The sequence below is a fragment of the Nonomuraea sp. NPDC049784 genome, from assembly GCF_040659615.1.
Lineage (GTDB): Bacteria > Actinomycetota > Actinomycetes > Streptosporangiales > Streptosporangiaceae > Nonomuraea.
In genome coordinates this window covers 1-13,692 of record NZ_JBFAMX010000267.1, presented here as the reverse complement: position 1 = coordinate 13,692, position 13,692 = coordinate 1, and the positions used below count along the sequence as shown (strand labels likewise).

Here is a 13,692-nt window from a genome sequence, read left to right as displayed (position 1 = left end):
CGGGGGCCGGCCGCCGATGCTCTGCAGCCACCGCCACGTGTCCGCCACCGTCTCCTCCACCGGGCGGCATCGCAGACCCGCCGCCACCGCCTTGGACACGTCGGCCCCGTGGAGGAAGTCGTAGTCCTCGCCCACCAGCCAGATCGGCAGGTCGGTCCACGGTGACACGCCCGCCGCCAGGATCCGCTCAGCCTCCACCCACCGCAGCTGGGCGTCGGATCCGGTCACCTTCACGCAGGTCTCCAGGAGCTGACCCATCGTCACGAACCCCGACGGGCTCACAACGTCGTACGCCCCGCCGAGCCCGCGCCGAGCCGCCTCCAAGCACCAGATGGCCAGGTCGCGGGCGTCAATGTACTGCAGAGCCAGGTCCGCCGGGGCCGGGGCGAGCACCGGGCCGCCGCGGGCGATCCTGGCCAGCCACCACGGCAGGCGTCCAATGTTCTCGTACGGGCCGAGGATGAGGCCCGCGCGTGCCAGCAGCGCCCGGTCTCCGAACGCCGCGACTGCCCCCAGCTCGGCTCCCGCCTTGTTCCTGGCGTAGTCGCCGTCTTCGTCATCCATGGACGCCGCCGCCACGATCGGGGCGCTCTCGTCCGCGCCGAACGGCACCGGCGGCGCGTAGACCGAGCGGCTGGAGACGTAGACGTAATGGCCTGCCCGGCCGGCCAGCAGCGACGCGGTGTCCCTGACCGCGACCGGCGCCCACGACCAGGTGTCGACCACCACGTCCCACTCCCCGCGCTCCAGCGCCGCCGACCCGCCGGGCGCCGTCCGGTCGCCCCGCAACGCCGTCACACCCGCCGGCGGCTCATGGCTGCCGCGGTTGAACGTCGTCACCTCCCAGCCCAGCGCCAGCGCCTCCTCGACGACCGCCCGACCCACGAACTCCGTGCCACCCAGCACCAACAGCCTCATGGCATCCACCTTGGCCCTCCGGCTTCCTGCGCGGTAGGTGCGCACGCCATCAGCGGAATCGCCACGAGCGAAAGCCGGGCGCCGGCGGAGCGCCCCAGGTTGTCGAACCCCGCTGCACCAACGGCGCGGCGCCGTGCCGGGGCGGGGGCCACCGGTGATGGCCGCTGTTCTCCGGGAGACCCGTCCAGGGCCGCGTGACCTCCCATGGCGCCACACAAGGCCATATTGCGATCGCTGTCCGCCGGGTAAAAGTCACAGACAGTCACGTAGAGGGGGGATGGGATGGGATGGTGAGATGGCTCTTTCCGCGCTCGATCCGGGCACGCCTGACCGCGGTCGCGACCTTGATAGCGGCACTGGTCTTCACCGCCACGACCGCCATCACACTCACCACCGTGCCGGAAAACCTCCGCGGCGTAGTACACGCCAGAGTCGAGGTGGCCGTGCGGCGGGTCGCGAGCGAGGCGCGTACGGGACAACTGCCCCCGGTGCTGGGCACTCCGGCGCGCGGCCACCTGCTGCAGGTGGTCTCGGCGGACGGAAGGGTGATCGCGAAAAGCCCCGGCATCCCCGAGGGCCTGCGCCTGACGAGCCTCCGTCCGCCCAAGCCCGAGACCGTCTACACCGTCGAGCGCACTGTGTACCGGAGCCCGGACGAGCCCGAGGCCCACTACCTGATCATGGCACTCACGGCGCAGACACCCCACGGCCCCGTCATTGTGTGCGGGGCGGCCTCCCTGGCCGAGGTCGACCGAGCCCTCATATGGATATATCTCCTGGTATTCCTCGGCACTCCGCTCGTCCTGGTGAGCGTCGCGGGCATCACCTGGGTCGCCGTGGGGTCCGCCCTGCGCCCCGTCGAACGCATCCGCGCGGAGATGGCCGAGATCACCGGTCAGGACCTCAGCAGGCGCGTGCCCGTGCCCGACACCGGCGACGAGATCACCGACCTGGCCCGAACCACGAACGACACCCTCGACCGCCTCGAACGTTCGGCCGAGACCCAGCGCCGCTTCGTCGCCGACGCCTCGCACGAGCTGCGCAGCCCCCTCTCCGCTCTGCGCGCCCAACTGGAGGTGGCCAACGCCTACCCGGAGGAAACGGACTGGAAGCTCACGGGTGAGCGGGCGCTGGCCGCCGCCGACCGTCTCACCAGCATCATCAACGAGCTGCTCATGCTGGCCAGGCTGGACGCGGGCGCCGTCACGGAACGGCGCGTGGTGGACATGGCCCAGGTGGCGCAGGATCAGGTCCGCCGCCGCGAAGGCTCAAGGGCGCCCATCTTCCCCGACCTGTCCGCCGCGGCCCCGGTCTTCGGCTCCCCCGTGCAGCTCGACCGCCTCCTCACGAACCTTCTCGACAACGCCACCAGGCACGCCACCGCCAGGATCGACCTGAAGGTGGCGGTGGAGGGCGTCAAGGTGGTCGTGACGGTGACCGACGACGGGGAGGGCATCCCGCCGCAGGACCGGGAGCGGGTCTTCGAACGCTTCACCCGCCTGGAGAGCGCCCGGGCCAAGGACAAGGGCGGCAGCGGCCTGGGCCTGCCGCTGTCCAGGGAGATCGCCGCCGCCCACGGCGGCAGCCTCACCGTCGCCGACCACTTCCCCGGCGCCCGCTTCGTGGTCATCCTCCCGCTCTACGGGCCCCCGTGACCGGCCCATGAGGCGCTCCTACACTCGCTGGCATGGATCTACGCCAGCTCGCCACCGAGATCGAATCCATTTCCAGCCAGTACGCGGAACGGCTCGGGATCGAGCGCGACGACGCCTGGTTCCTGCTCAAGCTCCAGGAGGAGCTCGGTGAGCTGACGCAGGCGTTCCTCATGCGCACGGGCCGGGCCAGGACCAAGGGACGCACGCCGGAGGAGCTCGAGATCGACTTCCGCGCGGAGCTGGCCGACGTGCTGTGCCACGTGATCCTCATGGCCCACCACCACGGGGTCGACCTGGAGACGGAGGTCGCACGGAAGTGGCTGGCCTGGAAACCGAAGGACGCGGTGAGCGAACAGGAAGGGCTCGGCTCGGCAGGGTAAGGCGCCGGGCCGCCAACCGGGTGATCGTTTCGCCGTTACGCCGGAAGGTAAGGCGTCGGGCCGCCCGCCGGTGAACGTTTCGCCGTTGCGGCGGCCGGCCCCGTGCGGGTCAGCGAGCGTCACCCTGGAGGCCCTCAGCCACGTGCGGCGGTAGGCGCCACGTTGGCTTTGCCGTACAAGATGAAAAGGGAAGCCCCCCGAAGAGAGCCGAAGCGGCCGCGAAAAGGGGCCAAGGCGGCTGCGAAAGGGGCCCGCCCGGAGAAAGAGAGCCGGACGGGCCCGAGAAAGCCGCGAGAAAGAATCAGTCAGTCGCGGTGATGCGGTTGGTGGCGGGCGGGGCGATGGGGTTGTTCTTGCCGAGCTGGTCGACGAAGGCGTCGATGTCCAGCGGCCCGCTCCACAGGTCGGTGCCGTCCTTGAACGCGAGGAACGCGTCGCCGCCGCCCACCAGGAAGTTGTTCGCCGCGACCCGGATCGACTGCGTGTCCGTCACCGGCACCCCGTCGATCTTCATGTCGGACACCTTGGAACCCCAGGCGGCGCTCCGGCTGTAGGTGTACGTGAAGTTCGCCGAGGGCTGCAGGATCTTGGTGAACGCCTGGTTGTTGGGGCCGCCGGTGAACTGCTGCTCGAGCACCGTCTTGAGCTGGGCGCCCGTCAGCGTGACGACCTGCATGAGGTTGTTGAACGGCTGCACCTTGAAGGCCTCGCCGTACGTGACGACGCCGTCGCCCTCGTTGGCGGAGGACGAAGCGTACGTCAGGGAATCACGCACGCCGCCCGGGTTCATCAGGGCGATCTGGGCGTTACCGCCGGTCTTGGTGGCGGCGAGCTGGCCGTCGGCGATGAGGTTGCCGAGCGCGGACTCGCCGGAGGGCGCGGCCGCGTTCTTGATGTCGGTGGTGATCGTGCCGATGGGCTTGTTGGCGACGGGCGCGACGCGGTCATTCCACGTCTTAACGAACGCGGAAATTTCGGCATCCGGGGCAACGGTCCGAGTCACGATGTGGTTGTCCGCCACGACCGAAGCGCGGTCGATGTCGCGCGTCTTGACGTTCACGTTCAGGTCCACCTGCGTGATGACCCGGCCGAACGAGCCGCCCTGCGAGTAGATGCGGTCGTTGCCCGCCGGGTCCTTGACCTTGCACAGGTACGCCTGGTGCGAGTGCCCGCTGAGCACGACGTCGATCTCCGGGTCCACCTGCGTGGCGATGCGGTTGCCGGCCCCGGGGATGGCGCTGCAGGCGTCGGGCGACTGGTTCGCGTTCGCCTGGTCACCCTCGTGCATGAGCACGACCTGTGCCTTCACCCCGACCAGCTTCAGCAGCTTGGAGGCGACGTTGGCGGCCTTGACCTCGTCCACGAACTTGAGATCCTTGATCCCCTCGCTCGTCACGATGCTCGGTGTGGTCTGCGTGACCAGGCCGATGAAGCCGATCGGCACGCCGTTCATCCACTTGATGCTGACCGGCGGCAGCGCGGGCACGCCCCAGTCCGACAGCGCCTGCTTGACCTGCGCCGAGTTCGAGCCGCCGAGCGCGGCAAGCGCGTCGGTCTTCTCGTTGGGGTTCTTGAACAGGACGTTCGCGCCGACGTAGTCGAACGCCGCGCCCGTCCAGGGGCCGGCGGGCGAGCAGCCGTCCACCGGATGGCAGCCGCCCTTCATGATCCGCCGCAGCTCGGTGTAGCCCTCGTCGAACTCGTGGTTGCCCACCGCGGCCACCTTGAGCCCCAGCTTGCCCATGAACTCGACCGACGGCTCGTCGTGGTAGGCCGCCGAGATCAGCGGCGACGCCCCGATGAGGTCGCCCTGGGCCACGGCGATGGTGTTCTTGTCGGCCAGGGCCTTCATGTGCGTGGCTATGTACGCGGCGCCACCGGCGTCGACGGTCTGGCCGTTCTCGTCCACCATGCGGCCGGAGGACCCGGTGGGAGGTTCGAGGTTGCCGTGGAAGTCGTTGAGCGCGAGCAGCCGGACGGGGACCGTCTTGGGGGCCGTGCTCGCGTCCGCCGGGAGGGTGGAGAGCATCACCGCACCCGAGGCGACGGCTCCGGCCAGCGCCAGCCGGAGGAATGAACGAGACGTCATGGACCAAGACGTTACGGCGCGAACCTATGCTGCCGATGTCGCAAAGGTAACGATTTCCCAGGTTGTCACATGGCGTTATTTGCCAGTCATACGCCTAGAGTTCCTTGTGTGAGTGCACACGTGAAGGTCAGGGAACGGCTCGATGACACCGAGATCGCCGAGGTGATCGGCCTGGTCGAGGCGGCGACGGAGACCGACGGCGTGCGCCCGCTCAACGAGCACGTGATGCTCCACCTCCGCTACGGCGGCGATCCGCAGGCCCGGTCCCTGCTGCTGCAGGCCGGCGACACGTTGGCGGGCTATGCCCACATCGATCCCACGGACGAGGTCGAGGGGCCGAGCGTGGAGCTCGTCGTCCACCCCGAGCACCGCCGCCAGGGGCACGGCACGCGGCTGCTGAGCTCCGTCATGGAGCTGACGGACGGCAGGCCGCGCCTGTGGGCGCACGGCGACCACGCGGGGGCCGGGGCGCTGGCGACCAAGTTCGGCTTCGAGCGGGTGCGCTCACTCTGGCAGATGCGCCGTTCCCTCTTCGCCCCCATCGCGGCTTTCGCCCTGCCCGATGGGGTACGGCTGCGCACGTTCGTCCCCGGCCAGGACGAGGAGGCCTGGCTCAAGGTGAACTCCGCGGCCTTCGCCCACCACCCCGAGCAGGGCGCCTGGACGATGGACGACCTGCTCCGCCGCGAGCAGGAGCCGTGGTTCGACCCGGAGGGGTTCTTCCTGGCCTTCCGCGGCGACCGGCTCGCCGGCTTCCACTGGACGAAGATCCACGGCTCCTCCTCCCACGGCCACGAGCCCCTCGGCGAGGTGTACGTCGTAGGCGTCGATCCCACGCAACAGGGCACGGGCCTGGGCAAGGTGCTCACCCTTGCCGGGCTGAGCCACCTGCGCTCGCGCGGCCTCGCCCAGGCGATGCTGTACGTGGACGAGGCCAACACGGCGGCGATCAGGCTGTATGAGTCCCTCGGCTTCAACCGCTGGGACGTGGACGTGATGTACGCCCCTACTCCACTATCCAGTGGAGGATGAAGTAGGAGAGAGCGGCCACCAGGGCGGCGGCCGGAATGGTCAAGATCCACGCGGTCACGATGTTCCCGGCGACCCCCCACCGCACGGCGCTGAGCCGCTTGGTGGCTCCCACACCCATGATCGCCGAGGTGATCGTGTGCGTGGTGGAGATCGGCGCCCCGAACCCGATGGCGGCCGCGTACAGGACGGTCGCCGCCGCCGACTCCGCGGCGAAGCCCTGCGGCGGGTCCAGCGCGATGATGCGCCGCCCCAGCGTACGCATGATGCGCCAGCCACCCGCGTACGTACCGAGGGAAATCGCCCCGGCGGCGGACAGGATGACCCACTGCGGGATCGGATCGGACGGAGTGGCGAAGCCGCCGACGGTGAGCGCCAGGAAGATGACGCCCATAGTCTTCTGCGCGTCCTGCAGCCCGTGCCCGAGCGCCATGGCGGCCGCCGAGACGGTCTGCGCGTAACGGAAGCCCCGGTTGGTCTTGCCCGGCTGGCTGTTACGGAAGATCCAGTAAATTGCGATCATGATCAGTGCCGCCAGCGCGAACCCGATCACGGGTGACAGCACCATCGGGATGACGACCTTCTCGACGACGCCGTTCCAGTGCACCACGCTGGCCGAGGCCAGAGCGGAGCCCACCAAGCCGCCGATGAGCGCGTGGCTGGAGGAGGACGGCAGCCCGAAGTACCAGGTGACGAGGTTCCAGGCGATCGCTCCGATGAGCGACGAGGCCACGATGACCAGCCCGTGGGGGCCGTTGGGAGCGTCGATGATCCCCTTGCCGACCGTCTGAGCGACCTGGGTTCCCAGATGGGCGCCGATGAAGTTCATGGCCGCGGCCATGAACAGCGCGGCCCTGGGGGTCAGAGCCCGGGTCGAGACGGAGGTAGCGATGGCGTTCGCCGCGTCGTGGAACCCGTTGGTGTAGTCGAAGAGCAGTGAGATTACGACCACGCCGATGACGAGGGCGAGCGTGAGGTCCACTGGGCCTGGCCTAGCTTTCCTTGACCGCGATCGACTCGACGGTGTTGGCCACGTGCTCGAAGGCGTCGGCCGCCTCTTCCAGGGCGTCGACGACCTCCTTCATCTTCATGACGGTGAGCGCGTCGTACTCCCCGCTGAACAGCTTGGCCAGCAGCCTGCGGTAAACCTGGTCGCCCTGGTTCTCGAGGCGGTTGACCTCGATCCAGTACTCGTTGAGGTTCCTCATGGACCGCAGCCGCGGCATGGCCTCGGCTGTCAGCTCGGCGGCCCGCTCGAGCACCTCGACCTGCCTGACGACGTCCTTCGGCAGGTGGTCGATCTGATACAGAACGATGAGGTCGGAGGCGGCCTCCATCGCGTCCATCACGTCGTCGAGGTTGGACGCGAGGCGGTAGATGTCCTCGCGGTCGAACGGAGTGATGAAGCTCTCGTTGAGCCGGTTCATGATCGCGTGGGTGCGCTCATCACCGGCGTGCTCACAAGCACGCATCTTCTCGGCCAGGGCCTCCCTGTCCGACCCCTCGCTAATGATCTCCACCAGCAAGCGTGATGCGGTGACCAGATTGTTCGCGGAGTCTGCGAACAGGTCGTAGTAGCTGTCCTCACGTGGCGTGAGACGCAGGCGCACGTCGTTCTCCAGATGTGCGGGGATGGTCCGTGTAGAGGGTACGGGTTACCAGGCGAAATGCGAACTTCATGTCCCCTTCTCCTCCTGGCTACCCCGCGTATGTTGTGCGACACCGGGACAGAGGCTACCTTTAGATCTTTTCTGCCTTCGCCAGGGGGAGCCCAATCAGACCTTGGTCCGGTGAAAGTCCTTGAACGACCGGGACGGCGTGGGCCCACGCTGCCCTTGGTACCGCGACCCGTACTTGGCCGACCCGTAGGGATGCTCCGCGGGCGAGCTGAGCCGGAACACGCACAACTGCCCGATCTTCATCCCCGGCCAGAGTTTGATCGGCAACGTGGCCACGTTCGACAACTCCAACGTGACATGCCCGCTGAACCCAGGATCGATGAACCCCGCCGTCGAATGCGTCAGCAACCCCAGCCGCCCGAGCGAGCTCTTCCCCTCCAGCCTCGACGCGAGATCGTCCGGCAACGTGACGACCTCATAGGTGGAGGCCAGCACGAACTCACCCGGATGCAGGATGAACGGCTCATCCCCATCAGGCTCGACCATCCGCGTAAGATCCGGCTGCTCCACGGACGGGTCGATGTGGGGGTACCGATGGTTCTCGAACACCCGGAAGAACCGGTCAAGCCTTACGTCGATGCTGGAGGGCTGGATCATCTCCCGTTCGAAGGGATCGAGCGCAAGCCGCCCGGTGTCGAGCTCAGCAAGGATGTCACGGTCAGATAGCAGCACGGTGAGCAACTTACCGCCCGACCGGAAACTCTGTGGGGTCGGGATTGCTGTTGCACGCCAAGTTTCCGCTACAGTGGGGGACGCGACTTCGGGAGTCGGGGTCGTACGCGGGTGTAGTTCAATGGCAGAACATCAGCTTCCCAAGCTGACAGCGCGGGTTCGATTCCCGTCACCCGCTCTCATTGCGAAAGCCCAGGTAGACCGATGGATTCGGTACCTGGGCTTTGATCTTTCCTAGGGTTGTGGATCTCTGCGTGCCATTAGCGTGCCATTAGGCATGTCCCTCAGATCTTGCCAGCCAGGCCGGAAATTCTGTCGATCGAGGCCGGTGACGGGCCTACCCTGAGCGCATGGCTCATGCGAAGACGTCATTCGTCTGCCTGCCTTGCCGCGCCTCGTACAAGCAGCCTTACCCGACCCCCGGGCACAACGACCGGTTGTGCCCGCGCTGCGCCGAGCCGCTGATTCATGTTGGTTCCGCCTTCGCGGCCCCGCGTCGGCGGGACACCGCAGCCTGGCGGGTGCTCTCGCTGCTGCTGCACGCGGGTGTCCGCTTCCACAAGAGTTGTTGCGGCGGCCCCGGCTACCGCCCGCGCACACTCAGCGAAGCGCGCGCGCGGATGGCATACGCACGGGCCACCGGAGAGCCGTTCGCCAAAGCTCTAGTGCGCCGCGAAGGGCCTTAATGCGGCGGTGGTCATGCTCTGATGGTTTGCGTAGATCACCACGATGGTCCATGGGACGGGCCCTAGGGTCGATGGTCAGCCAGCGGGAACCAGCACGCCAGGTGGGTCACCCTTGTCGTCATCGTCGCGTACCCGTTCGTGTCGGATGAGCTGCTTGTCGATTGCTTCGGTGATCAGCTTGTCGGCTCCTCGGACCGCGTGCTGATAGATCATCGCGGCCCGGACGTTGTCGTGCCCCATACGTGCCATGAGGTCCTTGAGCCCCGCCCCCGAGTCCGCTGCGATCATGTTTCCCGTGTGACGGAGGTCATGGAAGTGCAGCCCCGGAACGCCGACCGCCCGCACGGCCTCCATCCAGCCGGAGAGCCTGTTGAACCCGCTCCGGCGCATTGGGCCACCCTTGATCCCAGTGAACGCCTCGGGCTTCACATAGAGCCGCAGGTGCTCTCTCAGGGCCGGGATGATCGCTTGTGGGAGGCCGACGATGCGCTTGCCAGCCTTGGACTTGGGCGCGCCAAGAACGAGCTCGCCTGTGGAGCGTTCTACATAGGCCAGGCGCACGCGGACCGTACCCGCGTTGAGGTCGAGGTCTGCTCGGGTCAGTGCGGTGATCTCGCCCCAGCGCAGGCTCGCGAACGTCGCCAGGAGCACGAAGGCTCGGTAGCGCCGATCGTGCGTGCAGTCGGCCTGCCCGGTGTCGATCATCCGCCACAGCGCCCGCTCGGCTTCTGCTCGCGTCGGGAAGACCTCCGGGTAGGTCCGCATCTCACCATGCCTCTGGAATCGGATGCGATGTCCCTCGCCTCTCTTGAGCCCCCGGATGCTGCCCACTGGTCGGCGCCCAACCTTGTCCGCCAGTTCGAAGACCTGTCCCACGGCGAGGACCGGTCGCTCTTCGGCGTGCTCGTCGCCAGCCCCGCGGATTCGGCACGGGTTGCGGGAGATGATCCGGTCGTCCTCGGCCGCCGTCATGAGCACGGCACGGAGGAGGCGATACGCCTTGGCCGCCATGCTCACGGAGACGCCCTTGCCGAGCAGGTCCGCCCGCCACTGCCGAATCATCGCCGTGGAGAGCTTGCCGAGCGAAACGTTGCCGAGATAGGGCGTGATGTGCTTTTTGAGCAGCCAGCGGTACAGGTCCACTGTCCGAGGGCGGAGGCCGGGGCGCTGGTCGATCCAGGTTGCCGAATACTCTGCGAGCTTGATCTTTGCGCGCTCGGGGTCGCTCCACGTTCCAGCGAGAATCCGCCCCTCGATCAGGGTGAGCGCCCGGTCCGCGTCGCCCTTGCGCTCATAGGTTTCCTCGCCGGTCCGCATGCGCCCGTCCGGCCCGGGATAGCGGATCTGGAATCGCCCCGAGGGCAGCTTGCGGATGTTGCCGAAACGGCGGTGGTTCTCCTTGTTCGCCATCAGGCGGCCCTCCCGGTTGCGTCGAAGGTCGTCATGGGCGCGACGGTCCCCGCGACGACGAAGGCGATCAGTGCGGACTCACGGATGCGGACGTGCCGCCCGACCTTCACGAACTCGATCCGGCGTTCGGCGATCAGTCGGCGGACGAAGCGAACCGAGGTGCTGAGCAGTTCGGCCGCTTCCGGGACGGTGAACAGTTGATCCAAGATCTCCTCCTCTCAGGCTGCCTGCGGATTTGCCGAAAGACTCTGCTCTTCGAGCTTTCTCAGGTGAGCGCGCCATCGCTGGCGTTCGGCGATGGATCGAAGGAGCCGGACGCCGATCGGGGCGAGATCAGGATCACCTGGTCTGACCGGCTGCCAGACGTAGCGGTGTGGGTCGGTCGGTTCGTCGGCCTTACCGAGGGCTTCCAGGACCCAGGTACGCGGTCCTGCTTGTGCTCGGCCAGCGTCTTGTTGCTCCACTTGCGGGAGACGAGCACGCGACGGCCGGCGTAGCCGAGGTGCTCGGGCTTGTGTGCTTTGGACCGGCAGCGACCAGGGGCCATCCCCGACTTGGCGTTCTTGGGCTGCACGCCGTACCGCAGCCAGTTCGGGCAGGTCGGTGAGCACAGCTCGTAGCGCAGGGCATCGAGGAAGCGGGCGGCGTGTTCGCGCTGGGCCTGGCTGCCGAGCCCTTCGCCGAGACTCTTGGTGAGGTACTTGGACAGATAGCGGATGCACTGGTCAGCGTCCGACGACCCGGCGAGCACGCCCTTGACGTCCATCTGATCACCGAAGCGGATCACGTGCATGGGCTCGTCGCCGAGTTGGTCGAGAGCTTCATCCCAGGTGGGCAGGACCTCGCCCGTGTCGGGATCCACGTAACCGACGCCGTCGTTCCAGACGGGCAGGTGCTCGCCCTCGAAGCGCGCTTCATCCGCCTGGGGCCACCAGATCTGGTGGTAGGTCGCCGCCGCGATCTGCTTCATCTCGGCACGTGGCAGGGTGCCCCGGATCGCCATGTGCAGGTGTGGCGCGAGCCGCCTCTGAGGCTCCACCGTGGCGAAGTACTGCACGTCATAGCCCGCGACCCGGCGAAGGTTCTGCACAAACCGGTCCACAAGCTTGGAGAAGTGCAGCGCATCACGAGCCGCCCGCACGTAGTCGTACGTGTCCGGATCAATGGGCACGCCGTTCATGACACGCGGCCCGCGCACGCCCGCACGCTGCGCGTGCGGCCTGGGGGCCGTTCTCGCGTGCGACGCGCGCGGGCCGCTACGGATGGCTGCCGCGCTCATCCTGAACCTCATGCGGGTAGTGCCCGTAGTGCCGTTGACGCCAGCGCTCGAAGTAGCCGATGCCCATCATGCTCACCCCAGCGAAGGCGGCTACGCAGAGGCAGAAGAGCAAGGTAGACAGCGCGAAGGCGTATTCCCACCCCGTTGCGGCACCGATCAATAAGAAGAGGATGAGGAAGCCGCCGACAGCAGCGCCGGCGACCAGCCCGAGGCGCACAGGATGGGCCGCAGAGAACCGCTGACCGCGATGCGGCTTGGCATCGCCACCCAACGACGCATCCACTCGCCAGAACCAGCCCGCTAGAAGCCTCAACAAGCGCACAGCGAACCCCTTTCATGCCTCCGGCAGGGGCGCTCCGACTCCGGGATGATCGCCGCGCCTCCCTTCAGGACCGTAAGTGGCTGAGGTGGAAGCCTGATCATCCCGCCCGCCATCGACCCGGGACAAGCCGAGCAGACCAGGGCCACGAGGTCACGGGGTGATCACCGTGCCATGACAGTTTCAAGGGGCGGGAGCTGAGCGGCCGAGGCGATCCCAGACCAGGCGCTGGCGTTCCGCTGACAGGCCCTGTTCCCTCATGGCCCGATCGCACCCCTGTGCGTTCATGTGGTCGAGGAGGGGTTCGAAACGGTCGGCTCTGTCCCGTACGAGTTCCGTGGCCAACCGTAGTTCCAAACGAACCGCGGGAACCTGGTGCGAGCCACATACGAGCCACACGTAGTGCTGCCATGGGCCGCGGCCAACGCATTCCATCCCGTCAGAGTCGACCTGCCTTTCAACGGTGCTCATCTCCACCTTGACCCCGTGCACCTCGTACCTGGTGAAGTATTGCGAGGACTCTGGAAGCCACGAGGCAGCATGTAGCCGGGATCGCGACCGATCAGCTCGCCTGATGCGGGCGGGTGGCGCGTCGCCAGGCGGCCTGGCGCAGCGGTCGAAGGCCGTTGAGTCCAACGATGACGGTGGACCCTGCGTGCCCGGCCACGCCCAGCGGCAGCGGCAGGCCGCACAAGCCGGCGACCACCCGGGGCGGCCGCGGCACGGCCCGGGCGGTACGTACTAACGCGACGCACCTGCGCGTTCCAACAGCTCGGTGGTCGCCTCCCACAGGCGCCGCTCCCGGTCGCGGTCGTGGGCGACCGGCTGCACCTCGGTCAGCTTGGTCTTCACCACGAACGCGCCCTCGCGCAAGTGCGCCCACTTGTCGTCGAGGGCCATCGCAGCCAGCAGTGGCCCCGAGCGTTGCGGCGTCGACACGCCGGGTACACGGCCCAAGGCGCGGCTCATCGCCTGAACCGCCTCGGGGGCGCCACGGCCCAGCGCGGTGCCGGGCATCCATCCCGGTTCGAACACCGACACGTTGATCCCGGCGCCAGCGCGACGCTGCAGCTCATGGGCGTAGTACAGGATCGCCAACTTGGCGTTGGAGTAGGCGACGCCGGACGCGGCCATGCCCGGGGCCTGCTCACCGGTGGCCGGGCGGGCGAGCTCGACGGGATCGGCCCACTTGGCCTCGGCCACGCCCAGCAGCTTGCGCCAGAAATTGGCGTGATAGGTGTTCGAGCCGAGCAGCACGACCCGTGCCGGGGCGGTGAACGAACCAAGCAGGTCGCCGATGAGCTGGGCGTGGGCGAGGTAGTTGACGGCGAAAGTCATCTCGTAGCCATCGGGCGAGGCCCGCCGGGTGTCGCTTGACATGGTGCCGGCGTTGGCGACCAGCGCGCGCAGCGGCCGTACGGCGCCGGCGGCGAGCAGGGCGCGCACGGTGGCCGCGGCGGCACGGACGTCGGCTAGGCGCGACAGGTCGCAGCCGATCTCGCGGACGCTGCCGCCGCGCGCGCGGGCCTCGTCGGCGACCGCCGTCAGGTCCCGCCCGGCGCGGCCGACCAGCAGC

At 67.9% G+C, this 13,692-nt stretch carries 12 protein-coding genes, 1 tRNA gene and 1 pseudogene; 4 read left to right on the top strand and 10 right to left on the bottom strand.

Going from position 1 to position 13,692, the window contains the following annotated elements; genetic code table 11:
• Positions 1-918, bottom strand: a 918-nt coding sequence (locus tag AB0J09_RS37455) for an NAD-dependent epimerase/dehydratase family protein (RefSeq protein WP_360701641.1), incomplete at its 3' end; no start/stop codon positions are given.
• 287 nt (positions 919-1,205) lie between these two features.
• On the opposite strand from AB0J09_RS37455, the gene AB0J09_RS37450 reads away from it, so the two are divergent.
• Positions 1,206-2,573, top strand: coding sequence for an ATP-binding protein (locus tag AB0J09_RS37450; protein WP_360701639.1), 1,368 nt, complete (start codon positions 1,206-1,208; stop codon positions 2,571-2,573).
• Positions 2,574-2,605: 32 nt separating this feature from the next.
• Positions 2,606-2,953 (top strand): pyrophosphatase, encoded by a 348-nt coding sequence (locus tag AB0J09_RS37445; RefSeq protein ID WP_360701636.1) that lies wholly within the window; start codon positions 2,606-2,608, stop codon positions 2,951-2,953.
• A gap of 301 nt (positions 2,954-3,254) precedes the next feature.
• Here the strand turns inward: AB0J09_RS37445 and AB0J09_RS37440 are convergent, their stop codons facing one another.
• Positions 3,255-5,042, bottom strand: coding sequence for a bifunctional metallophosphatase/5'-nucleotidase (locus AB0J09_RS37440; RefSeq protein ID WP_360701634.1), 1,788 nt, complete (start codon positions 5,040-5,042; stop codon positions 3,255-3,257).
• A 108-nt stretch (positions 5,043-5,150) separates the two neighbouring features.
• Here AB0J09_RS37440 and mshD point away from each other — a divergent pair, with 108 nt between their 5' ends.
• On the top strand, positions 5,151-6,074 hold the full coding sequence (gene mshD, locus AB0J09_RS37435; protein ID WP_360701631.1) for a mycothiol synthase: 924 nt from the start codon (positions 5,151-5,153) through the stop codon (positions 6,072-6,074).
• Here the strand turns inward: mshD and AB0J09_RS37430 are convergent.
• The 3 genes from AB0J09_RS37430 to dcd form a co-directional block, all read right to left on the bottom strand.
• Positions 6,049-7,053 (bottom strand): inorganic phosphate transporter, encoded by a 1,005-nt coding sequence (locus AB0J09_RS37430; protein ID WP_360701629.1) that lies wholly within the window; start codon positions 7,051-7,053, stop codon positions 6,049-6,051. The two genes, mshD and AB0J09_RS37430, sit on opposite strands and share 26 nt — an antisense overlap.
• A gap of 10 nt (positions 7,054-7,063) precedes the next feature.
• Complete coding sequence (locus tag AB0J09_RS37425) at positions 7,064-7,681, bottom strand: DUF47 family protein (protein WP_360701626.1); 618 nt, start codon at positions 7,679-7,681, stop codon at positions 7,064-7,066.
• Between the two features lie 165 nt (positions 7,682-7,846).
• Positions 7,847-8,422, bottom strand: coding sequence for a dCTP deaminase (gene dcd / locus AB0J09_RS37420; RefSeq protein ID WP_360701624.1), 576 nt, complete (start codon positions 8,420-8,422; stop codon positions 7,847-7,849).
• 107 nt (positions 8,423-8,529) lie between these two features.
• On the opposite strand from dcd, the gene AB0J09_RS37415 reads away from it, so the two are divergent.
• Positions 8,530-8,600 (top strand) — tRNA-Gly (locus AB0J09_RS37415).
• Between the two features lie 583 nt (positions 8,601-9,183).
• Here the strand turns inward: AB0J09_RS37415 and AB0J09_RS37410 are convergent.
• The 5 genes and pseudogenes from AB0J09_RS37410 to AB0J09_RS37390 all read right to left on the bottom strand — a co-directional run.
• A complete protein-coding gene (locus AB0J09_RS37410; protein ID WP_360701621.1) occupies positions 9,184-10,518 on the bottom strand; it encodes a site-specific integrase in 1,335 nt (444 codons plus the stop codon).
• Positions 10,518-10,724, bottom strand: coding sequence for a helix-turn-helix domain-containing protein (locus AB0J09_RS37405; protein ID WP_225271124.1), 207 nt, complete (start codon positions 10,722-10,724; stop codon positions 10,518-10,520). Before AB0J09_RS37405 ends, AB0J09_RS37410 begins: the two co-directional genes overlap by 1 nt.
• Before the next feature lie 12 nt (positions 10,725-10,736).
• Positions 10,737-11,797 (bottom strand): annotated as a pseudogene (locus tag AB0J09_RS37400) (replication initiator).
• Positions 11,775-12,119 (bottom strand): hypothetical protein, encoded by a 345-nt coding sequence (locus AB0J09_RS37395; RefSeq protein WP_360701617.1) that lies wholly within the window; start codon positions 12,117-12,119, stop codon positions 11,775-11,777. Before AB0J09_RS37395 ends, AB0J09_RS37400 begins: the two are co-directional and overlap by 23 nt.
• A 738-nt stretch (positions 12,120-12,857) precedes the next feature.
• A partial coding sequence (locus AB0J09_RS37390; protein ID WP_360701615.1) for an SDR family NAD(P)-dependent oxidoreductase occupies positions 12,858-13,692 on the bottom strand: 835 nt, incomplete at its 5' end.